The 14,157-nt window shown below is 74.2% G+C and carries 11 protein-coding genes and 1 pseudogene; 4 read left to right on the top strand and 8 right to left on the bottom strand.

The genetic code is table 11. The features are described from left to right. The first annotated feature begins 213 nt into the window (after positions 1 to 213). On the top strand, positions 214 to 2,316 hold the full coding sequence (locus IE274_RS26470; RefSeq protein WP_229909819.1) for an ABC transporter ATP-binding protein: 2,103 nt from the start codon (positions 214 to 216) through the stop codon (positions 2,314 to 2,316). On the opposite strand, the gene IE274_RS26465 is transcribed toward IE274_RS26470, so the two are convergent. The 3 genes from IE274_RS26465 to IE274_RS26455 all read right to left on the bottom strand — a co-directional run bounded on the left by IE274_RS26465 (position 2,276) and on the right by IE274_RS26455 (position 6,586). Beyond that, positions 2,276 to 4,234 (bottom strand): helix-turn-helix domain-containing protein, encoded by a 1,959-nt coding sequence (locus tag IE274_RS26465; RefSeq protein WP_190118387.1) that lies wholly within the window; start codon positions 4,232 to 4,234, stop codon positions 2,276 to 2,278. The genes IE274_RS26470 and IE274_RS26465 overlap by 41 nt on opposite strands. A gap of 56 nt (positions 4,235 to 4,290) precedes the next feature. Beyond that, positions 4,291 to 5,712 carry an MFS transporter gene (locus IE274_RS26460; protein ID WP_190118386.1) on the bottom strand — a complete coding sequence of 474 codons (1,422 nt, stop codon included), beginning with the start codon at positions 5,710 to 5,712 and terminating at the stop codon, positions 4,291 to 4,293. Positions 5,713 to 5,785: 73 nt separating this feature from the next. Next, positions 5,786 to 6,586: a 3-hydroxybutyrate dehydrogenase gene (locus IE274_RS26455; RefSeq protein ID WP_190118385.1), complete on the bottom strand. Its 801-nt coding sequence runs from the start codon at positions 6,584 to 6,586 to the stop codon at positions 5,786 to 5,788. Positions 6,587 to 6,790: 204 nt separating this feature from the next. On the opposite strand from IE274_RS26455, the gene IE274_RS26450 reads away from it, so the two are divergent. Continuing rightward, entirely contained in the window at positions 6,791 to 8,374 is a 1,584-nt protein-coding gene (locus tag IE274_RS26450; RefSeq protein ID WP_190118384.1) for an amidase, read from the top strand. Then, on the top strand, positions 8,371 to 8,592 hold the full coding sequence (locus IE274_RS26445; protein WP_190118383.1) for a hypothetical protein: 222 nt from the start codon (positions 8,371 to 8,373) through the stop codon (positions 8,590 to 8,592). Before IE274_RS26450 ends, IE274_RS26445 begins: the two co-directional genes overlap by 4 nt. Here IE274_RS26445 and IE274_RS26440 read toward each other — a convergent pair. The 5 genes and pseudogenes from IE274_RS26440 to IE274_RS26420 form a co-directional block, all read right to left on the bottom strand. Next, entirely contained in the window at positions 8,589 to 8,987 is a 399-nt protein-coding gene (locus IE274_RS26440) for a MerR family transcriptional regulator (protein WP_190118382.1), read from the bottom strand. The genes IE274_RS26445 and IE274_RS26440 overlap by 4 nt on opposite strands. 126 nt (positions 8,988 to 9,113) lie before the next feature. After that, positions 9,114 to 9,599 (bottom strand): phospholipase, encoded by a 486-nt coding sequence (locus tag IE274_RS26435; protein WP_190118381.1) that lies wholly within the window; start codon positions 9,597 to 9,599, stop codon positions 9,114 to 9,116. Between the two features lie 222 nt (positions 9,600 to 9,821). After that, positions 9,822 to 10,502, bottom strand: coding sequence for a hypothetical protein (locus tag IE274_RS26430; RefSeq protein ID WP_190118380.1), 681 nt, complete (start codon positions 10,500 to 10,502; stop codon positions 9,822 to 9,824). Positions 10,503 to 10,565: 63 nt separating this feature from the next. Next, the gene (locus IE274_RS40605; protein WP_190118379.1) at positions 10,566 to 11,576 is read right to left on the bottom strand and encodes a trypsin-like serine peptidase; all 1,011 of its coding nucleotides are present in this window, start codon (positions 11,574 to 11,576) and stop codon (positions 10,566 to 10,568) included. Further along, positions 11,569 to 12,161 (bottom strand): annotated as a pseudogene (locus IE274_RS26420) (NAD(P)/FAD-dependent oxidoreductase); the annotation flags it as partial. The gene IE274_RS40605 and the pseudogene IE274_RS26420, both read right to left, overlap by 8 nt. A 551-nt stretch (positions 12,162 to 12,712) precedes the next feature. Here IE274_RS26420 and IE274_RS26415 point away from each other — a divergent pair. After that, the gene (locus IE274_RS26415) at positions 12,713 to 14,005 is read left to right on the top strand and encodes a helix-turn-helix domain-containing protein (protein WP_190118378.1); all 1,293 of its coding nucleotides are present in this window, start codon (positions 12,713 to 12,715) and stop codon (positions 14,003 to 14,005) included. Positions 14,006 to 14,157 lie beyond the last annotated feature (152 nt).

Below are 14,157 nucleotides of genomic sequence, written 5' to 3'. Positions count from 1 at the left end.
CGGGGCGCGCACCACGCCGTGATCGGGCGGCACCCGGCCCGGCTGCCCCTCACCCTCTCCGTCCACGCCCTCAACTCCCATCAATACAGGACGCTTTCAGACATCCGTCCGAAAGTTTCGTCCGCGCCGCCCCGTTGTGCCGATCTTCTGGCCAGGATCGACGGAGCCGTCCGGGGAAGGTTCCGGACGGACGATCCTGATCAGGGAGGAACTTTGGCATCCACTCCCCCGGCTGCCGGGAAGCGCGGACCCGGCACTCCGACGCCGCCCGAACAGCTCCTGTTCGGCGGGCGGTTACGCGGTTCGTGGGGCTGGACCACACATGAACTGGCGCGGCTGAACGTGTCGTTCCTGTCGATCCTGCGGCAGATCCCCCGGCTGTTCCGGCACACCGTGACGCTGGCCTGGCGCGCCGACCCGGTGGCCCTGGTGGTGGTCGCGGTGGCCCAGCTCGGCCAGGCCGCGGCGACCGCGTTCGGGCTGCTCGCCACCAACCGCGTCCTGGTGTCGCTGTTCGCCGCGGGCCCGACGGCCGACCGGGTGCGGGACGCGCTGCCGTCCCTGGTGTGGGTGGCCGCCGCCAGCGCGTTCGCGGCGACGCTGCGCGCCGTGTCGTTCGCGGCGGCGGGGCGCCTCGGGCCGAAGGTGGAGCGGGTGGCGGGGCTGTCCATGATGAAGGAGGTCATCCGGGTGGAGATGGAGCACATCGAGCGCTCCGACTTCCACGCGGCCCTGGACTCCGGGCAGCACGGCCAGACCGCGGCCCGCCGCCTCATCGAGCACACCCTCGGCATCGTCGAGGCCCTGATGGCGCTGCTCGCCGTCAGCGGGGTCCTCGCGGTGCTGCATCCGGTGCTGCTTCCGCTGCTTCTCGCGGTGGTGGTGCCCAAGGCCTGGGGCACGGTGCGGGCCGCGCGGCGGACGTACGAGTCGGTGCAGATCTGGCTGGAACACGTCCGCCAGCAAGGGGCGTTGCGGCGCCTGCTGATCTCGCAGAAGGCGGCGCCGGAGCTGCGGGTGCACGGCGCGGGCCCGTTCCTGCTCGACCAGTTCGACCAGATGGCGGCGCAGGCCGCCGACGAGCAGACCCGCCTCGCGCACCTGGAGGCCCGCACCGAGCTGACCACGTCCGCCCTGTCGGGGCTGACCGCGGGCGCCACCTACGCCGTGCTCGCCTGGCTCCTGACGCACGACCAGCTGCCGCTGGCGTCCGGCGCCACCGCCGCGCTCGCGCTGACCAGCGGCACGGCGGGGCTGCGCCGCATGGTGTCGCACATCCACCACCTGTACGAACAGAGCCTGTTCATGAACGACTTGATCCGCGCCCGCGAGGAGGCCGAGCAGCGCGCCATCCCCGCCACCGGCGTCCCCGTGCCCCGACCGCCCGCCGTGATCGAGTTCGACCGGGTGACGTTCCGCTATCCCGAGCGCGACACCCCGGCCCTCGACGATGTGTCCCTGACCATCCGCAAGGGCCAGGTGATCGCCCTGGTCGGCGCGAACGGGTCGGGCAAGACGACGCTGAGCAAACTCCTCGCGGGCCTGTACCTGCCCACGTCGGGCGCCATCAGGTGGGACGGCACCGACCTGTGCGCGCTGCGCCGCGACGACGTCTTCGGCCATGTCGCCCTGGTCCTGCAGGACTTCCAGCGCTGGCCGTTCACGGCCCGCGCCAACGTCGCCATCAGCCGCTCCGCCGACATCCACGACCTGTCCCGCCTGGACGCGGCCGCCGCGTACGCGGGCGCGGACCGCGTGCTCGACGACCTGCCGCACGGCTGGGACACCCTGTGCGAGAAGGGCTACGAGGGCGGCGTCGACCTGTCCGGCGGCCAGTGGCAGCGGATCGCCCTGGCCCGCGCCTACTTCCGCGACGCCGACATCCTCATCTGCGACGAGCCGACCAGCAGCATGGACCCCGCCGCCGAGATCGACGCCTTCCGCAAGATCCGCGCGCTCGCGTCGGCCGACCAGACCATCGTCCTGGTCACGCACCGCCTGCACAGCGTCAAGGAGGCCGACGTCATCTACGTCCTCGACGAGGGGAAGCTGGTCGAGCAGGGGGACTTCGCCACGCTGATGGCGACCGGTACGTCGGCCGCGTCCGACGACGGGCCCCACCTGTTCCGCCGCCTGTTCGAACTCCAGTCGCTCCAGTACCGCACCGACACCCTCGACGCCGACACACTGGACGCCGACACCCCGCTGGACGCCGACTCCCTCGAAGCCGACCCGCTGGACGCCGTCCCCGCGCAACGCCGCCGCACTCGCGACGCTACGCCGGACCAGTCCCCGGCGAGCGGCGCAACCGGGTGAGGCGCAGGGCGAGTTGAAGCTCCAGGGCCCGGTCGGGGCTGTTCCAGTCCGGGCCCAGGAGTCGCGCCGTGCGGTCCAGGCGCTGGACGACGGTGTTGACGTGGACGTGCAGCGCGTCCTTCGCGCGGGACAGGCTCGCGCCCGCCTCGAAGTAGGCGTCGAGGGTGCGGACGAGTTCGGTGCCGCGCCGGGTGTCGTAGTCGATGACGGGCCCGAGGACGCGCTGGACGTAGCCGTCGATGCCGTCGACGTCCGTGTGGTCGCCGAGGAGTACGCCGACGAAGCCCAGGTCGGTCAGGCTCGCGCCCTGGCCGCCGCGGCCGAGGACGGTCAGGGCGCGCAGACAGCGCAGCGCCTCGGCGTGGACGGCGGGCAGCCGGGCCGGCCCTTCGGCGGGTCCGGCGGCGCCGCAGGTCACGGGCGCCCCGACGGCCCGGCCGAGGTCGGCGGCCAGGCGCTCGGCGAGCGGCCCCGGCGCGGCGGTGGGCGCGAGCAGCACGACGTGGCCGCCCTGGGGTCCGGCGAGGCCGCGCAGGATGCGGGCGTGCCGGGCGGCCTCGGTGGCGAGGCGGGTGCGCAGCTCGGGTTCGCAGTGCAGGACGAGGACGGACGTCGGTTCGGCGAGGTCGACGCCGAGGCGCCGGGCGCGCAGGCAGAGGCGGCCGGCGCGGCGCGGGTCGGTGGTGTGGGCGGCGGTGAGCAGGTCGTCGAGGAGTTCGCCGCGCACCCGGTCCTCCGCCTCGGCCACGGAGCGGCGCAGGAGCAGCAGCAACGCCGTGTCCAGGCCCGCGCGTTCGAACAGGCGCCGGTCGCTGTCGGTGAGGTCGGGGCGGCCGCTGAGCGCGATGCTGCCGAGCGGTTCGGGCCCGGCGAGCACGGCGGACACCCAGACGCCGTCGACGGCCACGGCGTGCCCGCTGGCCCGGGACGCGGCGACGCCCCGGGCGGGCGCGGTCGCCGACTCGGCGCCCACGCGGGCCAGTTCGGTGCCGTCGGCGTCCTGGACGACGAGGCCGCCGTCGAGGAGGGCGGCTATCTCGGCGGCGAGGTCGGACACGTCGCCGCCGCGCAGCACGAGGTCGGTGAGCCGGTCGTGGGTCTCGGCGGCGCGCCGCATGGCCTCGCTCTGGGCGCGGGCGGTGGCGGTCGCCGCGTTGAGTTCCACCAGGGCGGCGCGGGTCTCCTCGAGGAGGCGCGCGCTGTCGATGGCGACGGCCGCGTGGTCGGCGAGCGAGGCCAGGAGCGCGATCTGGTCGGGGGCGAAGTCGCGCGGGGTGCGGTCGGCCGCGTACAGGACGCCGATGACGCGGCTGCCGACGCGCAGCGGTACGCCGAGGATGCCGCGCAGCCCCTCCTCGCCGACGCCCGCGTCGATGGTGGCGGTGTGCTTGAAGCGGGTGTCGGCGCGGTAGTCGGCGCTGGCGTAGGGCCGGGCGGTCTGCGCGACCAGGCCCCCGAGCCCCTCCCCCATGCCAAGCCGCAGGAGCTGGAACTTCGCCGACGTGGAGCCGTCGGTGACCCGCATGAAGGTGTCGCCCTCGGCCGGGTCGTTGAGGGTCAGGTACGCCACGTCGGTGCGCAGGAGCAGCCGTGCCCGGCGCACGATGGCGCGCAGGACGGCGTCGAGGTCGCTGAGGGCCGCCAGGTCGCCCGCGGTGTCGAACAGCGCGGACAGCTCGGCCTCGCGGCGCCGGTGCTGGTCGAGGGTGCGGCGGATGCCGAGGGCGGCCTCGGTGGCCTCCTCGACACGGGCCAGTTCCGCCGGGCCCGCCCCCGCCTCGCGGGCCGCGGCGGCGGCTCCGGCGAAGCTCTCGGCCGGGGCCTGCCGCCCGAGCAGGTCGAGCAGGTGCCACAGGGATGCGGCCACGGTGTCGCCGGGGGCCTGCGGTGCGGGGGTGCGGGGACGGGCGGTTGCCATGGGTGGTGGCTGCCTTCCGACGTGCGGTGCGAGCGCCCCGGGGGTGCCGGGGGTGCTCAGGACGGTTCGCCGGAGCGTACTGCCGTCTCCCCGGTACGCGGAGGGGGTGCGGCGGACCGTACGGGAGCCGGGGGCCCGCCCGCCGCCGGGAGGCCGCCCGCCGGGCGGTCGCCGCCCGAGGTGCGCAGGTCCCGGCCCCGGGTCTCGCGGGCGAGGGCCACCGTCACCGTGGTCACCACGGCGGCGGCGGCCAGATAGAGGGCGACGGGCACGGACGAGTCGTACTCCTTCAGGAGTTCCACGGCGATGATCGGGGCGAGGGCGCCCGCGACGATCGAGGCGAGCTGGGAGCCCATCGAGGCACCGGAGTAGCGGACCTTGGTGTCGAACATCTCGGAGATGAACGCGGCCTGCGGCCCGTACATGGCGCCGTGGAACAGCAGCCCCACCGTCACCGCCGCGGTGATCACGGCGAATGACTCGGAGTCGACGAGCCCGAAGAACGCGAAGGCCCACAGTGCCATGCCCACCGACCCGATGAGCGTCACCGGGCGCCGCCCGATCCGGTCCGAGAGCGCGCCCCAGGCCGGGATGGTCACGAAGTGCACGGCGGAGCCGATCAGGACGGCGTTCAGGGCGGTGCTCTTGGGCAGGTCCAGGTGTGTGGTGACGTACACGAGCACGAAGGAGGTGAGGACGTAGTACGAGATGTTCTCGCCGAAGCGGGTGCCGATCGCGGTGAGGACCTCCCGCCAGTTCCTGCGGAACACCTCCACGACGGGCGGCTCGTCCTTGGCCCCGTGCGCGGCGGCCGCCTCGGCTCTGGCCTGCGCCTCCAGGAAGACCGGCGACTCGGAGACGGAGAGCCGGATCCACAGGCCGACCAGCACCAGGACGCCGGACAGCAGGAACGGCACCCGCCAGCCCCACGCCTGGAACGTGGACTCGGACTGCACGGCGGCGAGCAGCGCCAGCACACCGGTGGCCAGGAGGTTGCCGCCGGGCGCGCCCGACTGTGGCCAGGACGCCCAGAAGCCGCGGTGCTTGTCGCCGCCGTGCTCGGAGACGATGAGCACGGCGCCGCCCCACTCCCCGCCGAGCGCGAAGCCCTGCACGAGGCGCAGCACGGTCAGGAGGACGGGCGCGCCGATGCCGATGGCGTCGTACGTGGGCAGCAGGCCCATCGCGAAGGTCGCGCCGCCCATCAGGAGCAGGCTGAGCACGAGCAGCTTCTTGCGGCCGACCTTGTCGCCGTAGTGGCCGAAGACGACGCCGCCGAGGGGCCGGGCGAGGAAGCCGATGGCGTACGTGATGAAGGCGATGAGGGTGCCGGTGAGCGGGTCGGCGGTGGGGAAGAAGATCTCGTTGAAGACGAGGGCGGCGGCGGAGCCGTAGAGGAAGAAGTCGTACCACTCGATGGTGGTGCCGACGAGGCTGGCGCCGACGATCTTGCCGATGCCGCTGCGGGGACGGGCCATGGGGATCACCGAGTTTCACTCGCGGGTCGCACAGGCATGTGCGGGGAGGTCGTGGGGAGGCGTGCGGGGTCGGTCAGGTCGCCGCCCAGCCGCCGTCCATCGACAGGGACGTTCCGGTGACGAAGCCGCTGTGCGGGCCGCACAGCCACAGGGCGGCCGCGGCGACCTCCTCGGGTTCGATGAGGCGCTTCATGGGCGAGCGGGCGAGCAGCACCTCGGCGACCACGGCCTCGTCGCTGATGCGGTGGGCGGCGGCCTGGTCGTGGATCTGCCCCTGCACGAGGGGGGTGCGTACGTAGCCGGGGCTGACGCAGTTGCTGGTCACGCCGTGCGGGGCGCCCTCGACGGCGGTGACCTTGCTCAGGCCCTCCAGGGCGTGCTTGGCGGCGACGTAGGCGCTCTTGTAGGCGCTGGCGCGGTGGCCGTGGACGCTGGAGATGTTGATGACGCGGCCCCAGCCGTGCGCGTACATGTGCGGCAGGGTCTGCTGCAGGAGCAGGAACGGGGCGGTGACCATCACCTGTTGGATCAGCGCGAAGCGCCCGGGCGGGAAGTCGGTGAGCGGCGCGATGTGCTGCAGTCCGGCACTGTTGACGAGGATGTCGGCGTCCGTCGGCAGCTCGGCGATGGCGTCGGCGTCGGCGAGGTCGGCGGTGTGCGCGTGGCCGCCGACGGTGTCCGCGACGGCCTTGGCGGCGGCCGCGTCGATGTCGACGACGTGGGTCTCGGCGCCCGCCGCCGCGAGGGCCTCGGCGCAGGCCCGGCCGATGCCGCTGCCGCCGCCGGTGACGAGGGCGACGCGGCCGCTGAGGCCGACGGCGCCCGGGGCGGCGGGAGTCGGGGTGCCCGACGTGGGGTGAGGTCCACTGGTCATGGCCGGAAACATAGGGACGGCGAGGGGCGGCGCCCATGTGCCCCGGCACCACACTGCGACGCGGCCCCATGGTGCCGCTCACCAGGGCCGGGGTCCGACTCCCGCTCCGGCCTCCACGGCGGCCGCTTGCGTTCAACCCGGGTTGAGTTGGCAGGGTCGCGTTCCACCGGCCGCCGACCGAGGCGGCGTATGCGGAGGTGGCACATGACCGGAGCGTCGGCCCTGACCGGAGCGTTGACCCTGACCGAGACCGCGGCGGCGCTGCGGGACGGCGCCGTGACCAGCGTCGGCCTCACCGAGGCGGCCATCGCGGCGGCCGAGCGCCACGACGGGGTGCTCGGGGTGTATCTGACGCGGTTCGACGAGCGGGCGCGGGCGGCGGCCCGGCGCGCGGACGAGGAGCTGGCGCGCGGGCTCGACCGGGGGCCGCTGCACGGGATCCCGTTCGGCGTGAAGGACACGATCGCGGTGGCCGACGGGCCGACCACCGCGCAGAGCCTCGTCCACGACCGGGCCTGGTGGGCCGGGCGGGACGCCCCGGTCGTGGCCCGGTTGCGTGCGGCGGGCGCGGTGCTCACCGGGAAGACCACCGCCATGGAGTTCGGCTGCGGGCTCCCCCAGGAGGACAAGCCGTTCCCGTTCCCGCGCAACCCGTGGCGGCCCGACTCCTGGGCCGGGGGCTCCAGTTCGGGCTCCGCGAGCGGCGTCGCGGCGGGGATGTTCGCGGCCGCACTCGGCAGCGACACCGGCGGGAGCATCCGGATGCCCGCCGCGTTCTGCGGGGTCAGCGGGTTGCTGCCGACGTTCGGGCGGGTGCCGACGGCAGGGTGCGTGCCGCTCGGGTACAGCCTCGACCGGGTGGGACCGCTGGCCCGGAGCGCGCGGGACTGCTCGGCGGTGCTGAGGGTGCTCACCGGGAGGCCGGGCGGGAGCGGGGCGCCCGGCGGGAGCGGCACATCCGACGGGGGCAGCACGTCCGACGGGAGCAGCACGTCCGACGAGAACGCGGCGGCGACAGGCGGCGGCAGCGGCACAGCCTCGGACGGCGGCCGCCGACTCCCGTACACCGAGCCCTCGTTCGGCGGTGACCTGGCCGGTCTTCGGGTGGGCGTCGCGTGCGAGCACCACTTCCCCGCCGACGGCGACCCCGCGCTGCCCGGGGCGTTCGACGCGGCCGTGTCGGTGCTCACCGGCCTGGGCGCGGACGCCGTGGAGGTGCGGCTGCCGTATTGGCGGGAGCTGATCACCACGGTGTTCGTGTCCGCCGCCAGTGAGGGCCTCGCCTACCACCGCGCCGACCTGTCCCGCCGCTGGGACGACTACTGCGTGGCCACGCGCGGGCTCCTGGCGACCGGCGCGCTGGTGTCGGGCGCGGACTACGTCCAGGCGCAGCGCGTGCGCACGGTGGCGCAGCGGGCCGTGGACGCCCTGTTCGCGGACGTGGATGTGATCGTGTGCCCGACGGCGTCGGTCGGGGCGCCCCCGTTCGACGCCCTGGCGGACGCGGCGGGCCACCAGGACCACGCGGGCGTGTTCGGCAAGGTGCACACGGTGTACTGGAACGCGCTGGCCAACCCCGTCCTCGCGGTGCCGATGGGCAGGACGGCGGCCGGTCTTCCGCTGTCGCTGCAGATCGCGGGTCCGGTGGCGGACGAGGCGACGGTCCTGCGGGTCGGGGACGCGTTCCAGCGCCGCACCGACTGGCACCGGCGCACCCCCGATCCGGCGGCGTACGCGGCGCACACGTCGCGCGGCCCGGTCGGCACCGCCGCGGCGGCACAGGCATGACGGCCCCGCGCGACGAGACCGCCGACCCGTACGGCATCGGCGTCCGGGTGCGCGGTCTGCTGGCCGCCGCCGGGCTGCCCGCGGGCGGGCGGGAGACCGCCGGGCTCGTGGCGGCGTACGGCGTGCAGCGCCCGGCGATGGACGCCCTCTTCGATGTGGCGGAGGCGCGGTACGAGCAGCCCGTCCTGCGCCGGGACGTCCACGTGCCGCGTGCCTAGACGGCGCGTCCCAGGGGCACGGTCGCGCGGAAGTCGGGGCAGCGCTCCAGGTCGTGGCCGTGGGCGCAGGTGAGGAGGTGGCCGAGGTAGGAGCGGGCGGCGTCGAGGCGGGCGATGTGGGCCTGGAGCGCGGTGATGCGGGCGTGCACGGTGTCCTGCCAGTCGGGGGCGGGGGCGTCGCGGCGGAGCAGGGTGTCGATCTCGTCGATGGACATGAGGCCGGTCTCGCGCCACAGCTTGACCAGCGCCACGCGGTAGACCTGCTCGGCGTCGAAGTACCGCCGCCCGGAGCGCCGGTGCGGCGCCACCAGACCGCGCCGCTCCCAGTAGTGCAGCGTCGAGAGCGGCAGCCCGAACCGGTCCGCCACCTCCCGTATCGGGGTCAGCTCGTCCATGTCCCCATCCTCGCCGCAGCGCCGGGCCCGCGTGCACTCGGGCCCGGCGCCATCCGGGCGTGACCGGCCGGGGCCGGTCCTGGCGGTGAGGGGGACGGGTGCCCGCCCGCCCCCTCACCGACGGGGTCAGGCCGCGTTCACGGCGCCCTGCGGGGCGACCTTGCCGAGCTTGTCGACGGCCTGGTAGTAGGTCCAGGCCAGCGCGTCGCAGGAGACCTTCTTGGCGCCGCTGTAGGTGGCGCAGACCCGCTTCAGGTCGGCGTAGAAGGCGCTGTCGACGCGGGCCTTGTTGGCGTTGAAGGTGCCCATCTCCTTGTAGTTGCGGTAGCCGAAGTCGTGCCGGGCACAGGCCGTCTGGAACGGGAAGCCGAACGGGTTGTCCGGGGAGGAGGAGCAGTAGTCCGTCGACCAGTTGAACTGGTACGCGCTCCACGAGCCCTGGTTGTTGCGGGCCGAGACCCACGTGTTGTAGCTGCCCGCGTCGGTCTGCGTCCAGCGGCTGAGCACCTGCGCCTTGTCCGCCGGGACGGCGGAGGCCGGGGCGGCGGCCAGGCCGGTCCCGAGGGTGAGGGCAGCGGCGCTCACGGCCACAGCGGCGAGTCGACGACGCATAGGGGTTCCTCCTTGTGGGGGTCATGACACAACACCGAGCCCGAGTGCGCGGTGTCGCGCTTCTCATTGATCACCTCCGGCCTGTCGGCCGGCGGTCGTGCGCGCCGCGTGGGGGTGGCGTCCCGATGACGGGTTCTTGACGGCATCTGGGCTATACGCCTGGGGAGTTGGCCCCAAACCACCACGCTGACGTTGTCGCGGGCACGCGCGACTGCGAGTGCCTCACGTGCGGGAGTGCTCCTGCCATACGACGGACACGACGCACTCCCCCTCCGGCGGGACGCCCACGTACTCGACGTGCCGCGCCGCGCCGGACGTTCTTGGTTCCCGGCACCGGCCCCGGGCCAGGGCGCCCGAACCCGCCGCGAGCCGGGCCGGTTTGCGGGCCCGCAGCTCCGCCTCGCGGCCGGGTCCGCCGGGCACCGCGAGGCCGAGGCCCACCGGCGCCGCCGCGAGCGCGAGCACGACGAGGTCGCCGTGCGCCGCGCTGGCGATGAACAGGGGCGGGCGGCCCCGTGCGCTCGCCGTCCGGCCGTGGTCGGCGCCGCAGTGCGGGCAGGGGCCCTCGTCGACGGCGATGCCCTGCGGCGCCGCGCCCAGGCACGAGGCCAGGAGCAGCCGCAGTCCGGCGCGCTCGGCCACGTACCTCCGCCGCTCCCCCGCGTCCCCGGGCAGCCGGGCGCGTTCGCCGGCGCTCAGGGTGTCCTCGCGGGCCGGTACGGCGGCCGGGTCCTGCGCGGACAGGAGCAGGGTGCGCAGGACGACCGTGCCGACGGGCCGGGCGACTTGGGGCAGCGGGACGCCGAGGTCGAGGGCGGGTGCGGGCAGCGGGACCTTGGCCCGGCCCCAGCCGCCGTCGGCGTTGGTCGACGGCAGTACGGCGCCGTCCTCGACCTCACTCATCCTGTGTCTCCCACCGTTCGCCCGATTCCCGTCCGTCGCCCGCGGCCGTGGCCTCGCTCATCTCTAGGGCCGCGCCGCGGCGATCCGCTCCACCATCGCCACGAATTCACCCGTCTTGGCGTCGAAGCGGGGTGACGCCAGATAGCCCCGGGTGTCGGAGATGCTGTTGAGGCCGCCGATGCAGCCGGAGCCCGTGTCGTAGTCGTAGTCGAGGAGCCACGGCGAACCGCTGGAGCCCGGCGTCATGTTCGGGCACTCGACCTGCCACATGTTCATCGGCGGCACCGTCGGCTCGATCAAATCCTGGCAGAATTCCTGGTGTTCGCCGTCGTACGGCGGGCCGGAGCAGCCCATGACCGACACCTCCTCGCCGGTCCGCGCGTCCGGCACGATCCGGTAGCCGCCCGCCGCGTCGAGGACGGTCTCGCCCTGGGCGTTGTCGTTGGTGACGACCAAGCCGCAGTCGTGCTCCCAGTCCGGCTCGGCGCCGCTGCTCCACAGCGCCGACGTGGCGACGTTCCAGGCGCCGAACCGGCCGAACGGATCGCTGCCGCCCTCACGCGCCGGGATGAACACGACGTTCTTCGTCCAGGTGCCGCCAGGACCCTCGTGGAGGCAGTGCGCGGCGGTGAGGACGAGGATCTCCGAGTCGCTGTCGACCGCGGTGGCGGTGCAGTGGTCGGGCTTGCCGCCCGCGTGCTCGAAGACGAGCTTGCCGACGGCGGTGGAGTGCGGTCCGGCCGCGGCGAGGCGCGGGTCGTCGCGGTCGACGGTGGGCGCCGCCGCCTTCTTCTCGCCGGTGGCGCGGCGGACCCGCTCGGGCGTCCAGTGGTCGAGCAGGGCCCGCTCTCGCTGTGCGGCGGTGCCGCCCTTGGCGCCGGGTACGTCGACGACGGCCGCCCTGCTGACCACGCCGGGCGTGTCGTCCGTCGCCTGCGCGGGGGTGACCGCGGCGAGCCCGGCGGCGGCGACGGTCAGGGCGACGAGCAGGGTCCTGACGCGACCGAGGCGGGAGCGCGGGGCGCTGTCCTGTCCGCCGGACAAAGGCGGGTGCTCGGACACTTCCTCAGACACAGTTGAGTTCCTTTCCTGGCGCGCCCTGCGTGAAGCGCTCGGCGGCGAGGGCCGAGACGTCGACGAACGGCCGTCGGCCCAGGTAGAGGTCGCGGACGACCTCGCCGACCGCGGGCCCCTGCAGGAAGCCGTGGCCGGAGAAGCCGGTCGCGTACAGGAAGCGGCCGGGGCCGGGGCCTCGCCGATGAGCGCGTCGTGGTCGGGGGTCACCTCGTAGAGCCCGGCCCAGCCAGTGGCGACCTCCGCCTCCGTGAGCCGGGGCGCGCGCAGGGCCATCGCCTCGGACAGGCGGGGCAGCCAGGCGTCCGAGCGGGACAGGTCGAACCCGGAGGGCTCGTCGGGGTCGGACATGCCGAGCAGGACGCCCCTGCCCTCGCCGTGGAAGTAGAAGCTGGTGGAGAAGTCGATGGTCATGGGCACGCGCTCCGGGCGGTCCGGCAGCGGCCCCGTGACCAGGACCTGCCGCCGGTAGGGCCGTACGGGCAGGTCGACCCGGGCCATCGCGCCGAGCGCCGCCGACCAGGCACCGGCCGCACAGATCACGGTGGCGGCCGTGACCGTGCCGCGGTCGGTGACCACGGTGGTGGCCCCGGAGGGGCCGACCGCCCGTTCCAGGTGCTCGGTGACGCGTACGGGTCCGGCCACGTGGTACGACGGCGATGCGGGCGCGAGTTCCTGGAGGAAGAAGAGGGACGCCTGTCCGACAGAGAGTGGAATTTCACGTTCCGTCTCTGGTCATCTTTCGGCCGGGCCATGTTTTTCCGGCATGCACGACATCCACCTGCGACGCCCCCCTCCGTGAGCAGTCACAAACAATGACAACGTCCGTCAAATGCGTGACAGGGCCTGTCGCATGTTGCGCAACACTAGACACGCACCTGTCACACCTCAAACCAAACTTTGCCAGCATCCTGCGGTAGGGCGTTGACCTGCAATGGTGATAAGAAGTCGCTAACGTGGCGGCCAGGCTGCGTACCGGTTCGACAGCCCCGCCCCCCGCGCCCTACTCTGCCGCCGTAATAGCCGGTGAAGGGCCGCACGTTCCTTGCGGCCCCTGACCAAGAGCGGTGCCACGCGGTGTGCCCGGCGGCATCCGCTTGTCGCCTCCCGGCAAGCCGGGGCGATACCTGAGGACGATGATGATCGAACAGCCCGCCTTCGGACGCAGACTGCGACTGCTGCGCGTACAGCGCGGCCTGTCCCAGACCGAACTGGCGGGTGACGAGGTGTCGGCCAGCTACGTCTCCCGGGTGGAGAGCGGTCGCCGCTCACCGAACGAACTGATCGCCGCCTTCTTCGCACGCCGCCTCGACGTCCCCCTGGACGCCCTCACCAACCCCGCGGCCCAGGACGAGGGCGAGCACCGCAGCCGCCGGCTCGACATCGCCGGGAAGCTCCTCGAAGCGCGCGCCCTGCGCAAGGACGGCGAGCTCACCGTCGCCGCGGGATTGCTGCGCGGCATCGGTGCCGCGGCCACCGGGCACGCCGAGGAGGACGTGCTGTGGGAGGCGACCTGGGAGCTCGCCGACGTCCTGCGCGAGCTGGGCGACACCGCCGACGAGCACGCCGTCCTCGCCGACCTCGCCGACACCGCGCTGTCCCAGGAGACGCCCCGGCTCGCCGCGCGCGTCGCCACGGCGCTCTCCGAGAACCTGCGCCGCCAGGGCCGCCTCGGCGAGGCCGTCCGGACCGCCGAGCACGCCGTGTCGGTCACCGTCGCGCTGTCGCCCACCGCCCACGAGCGGGTCGGCGCGATGCTGGCGCTGATCAACTCCTACACCGACAGCGGTGAGCTGGAGAACGCGGCCGGACTCGCCGACACCCTCCAGGAGACGGCCGAGGACATCCCCTCGCGGCAGCTGCGCGGCCAGGTCTACTGGGCGGCGGGCAGCGCCCGCTTCCTGTGCGGGCGCCCCGAGGACGGCGTCCACCTGCACGAACAGGCCTTCGCCTGGCTGCGCCCCGAGGTGAACCTGGGGGCCTGGGCACGGCTGTGCCGGGCCTCCGCGGCGCTCCGCCTGGAGTACGACCTCTCCGACGACGCCACCGGGCACGCGGCGCGGCTGCTCGCACGCGCCCGGCAGGCCCTCGAACTCGTCGGCCGCGACGACGACATGGCCGAGCTGATGCTGGCCGAGGCGCACCTGGCGCTGCGCCAGGACGAGCCGGAGCGGGTCCTGGAGCTCACCACCAAGGTGTGCGACAGCGGCGCGGAGCTGCCGCTGGCCGGGCTCGGGCAGTGCCAGTTGCTCGCGGCCCGCGCGCACGCCCTGGCCGGGAACCAGGCGGCGGCCCGGGACAGCTACCGGCTCGCGGCCGAGACCCTGGACCGGGCGGGCGCCTATCGCAAGTCGTCGGAGGCCTGGCGGCAGTTGAGCGAAATGCTCGCGGCCGGCCCCGGGGACGGGCCGGCCGCGGCCACCGACTGACGGGACCGGAGTGCACGGGGGATGTCGTCCGTATCCGATCAGCCGGAGTTCAGCACACGAGACGCGCCCCACCGGGCCTGCGCGAGCCGCGCGGGCCCGGCTCGGACCCCGACAGGCCGCGGCCGGACCTCAGCAGGGCCGGCCGCACCTCG

Origin of the sequence: Streptomyces flavofungini (assembly GCF_014650815.1) — a bacterium.
In the GTDB taxonomy this organism is placed as follows: Bacteria; Actinomycetota; Actinomycetes; order Streptomycetales; family Streptomycetaceae; genus Streptomyces; species Streptomyces flavofungini.
Note: the sequence above shows the minus strand (reverse complement) of the source record. Positions and strands in the feature narration are given on the sequence as shown.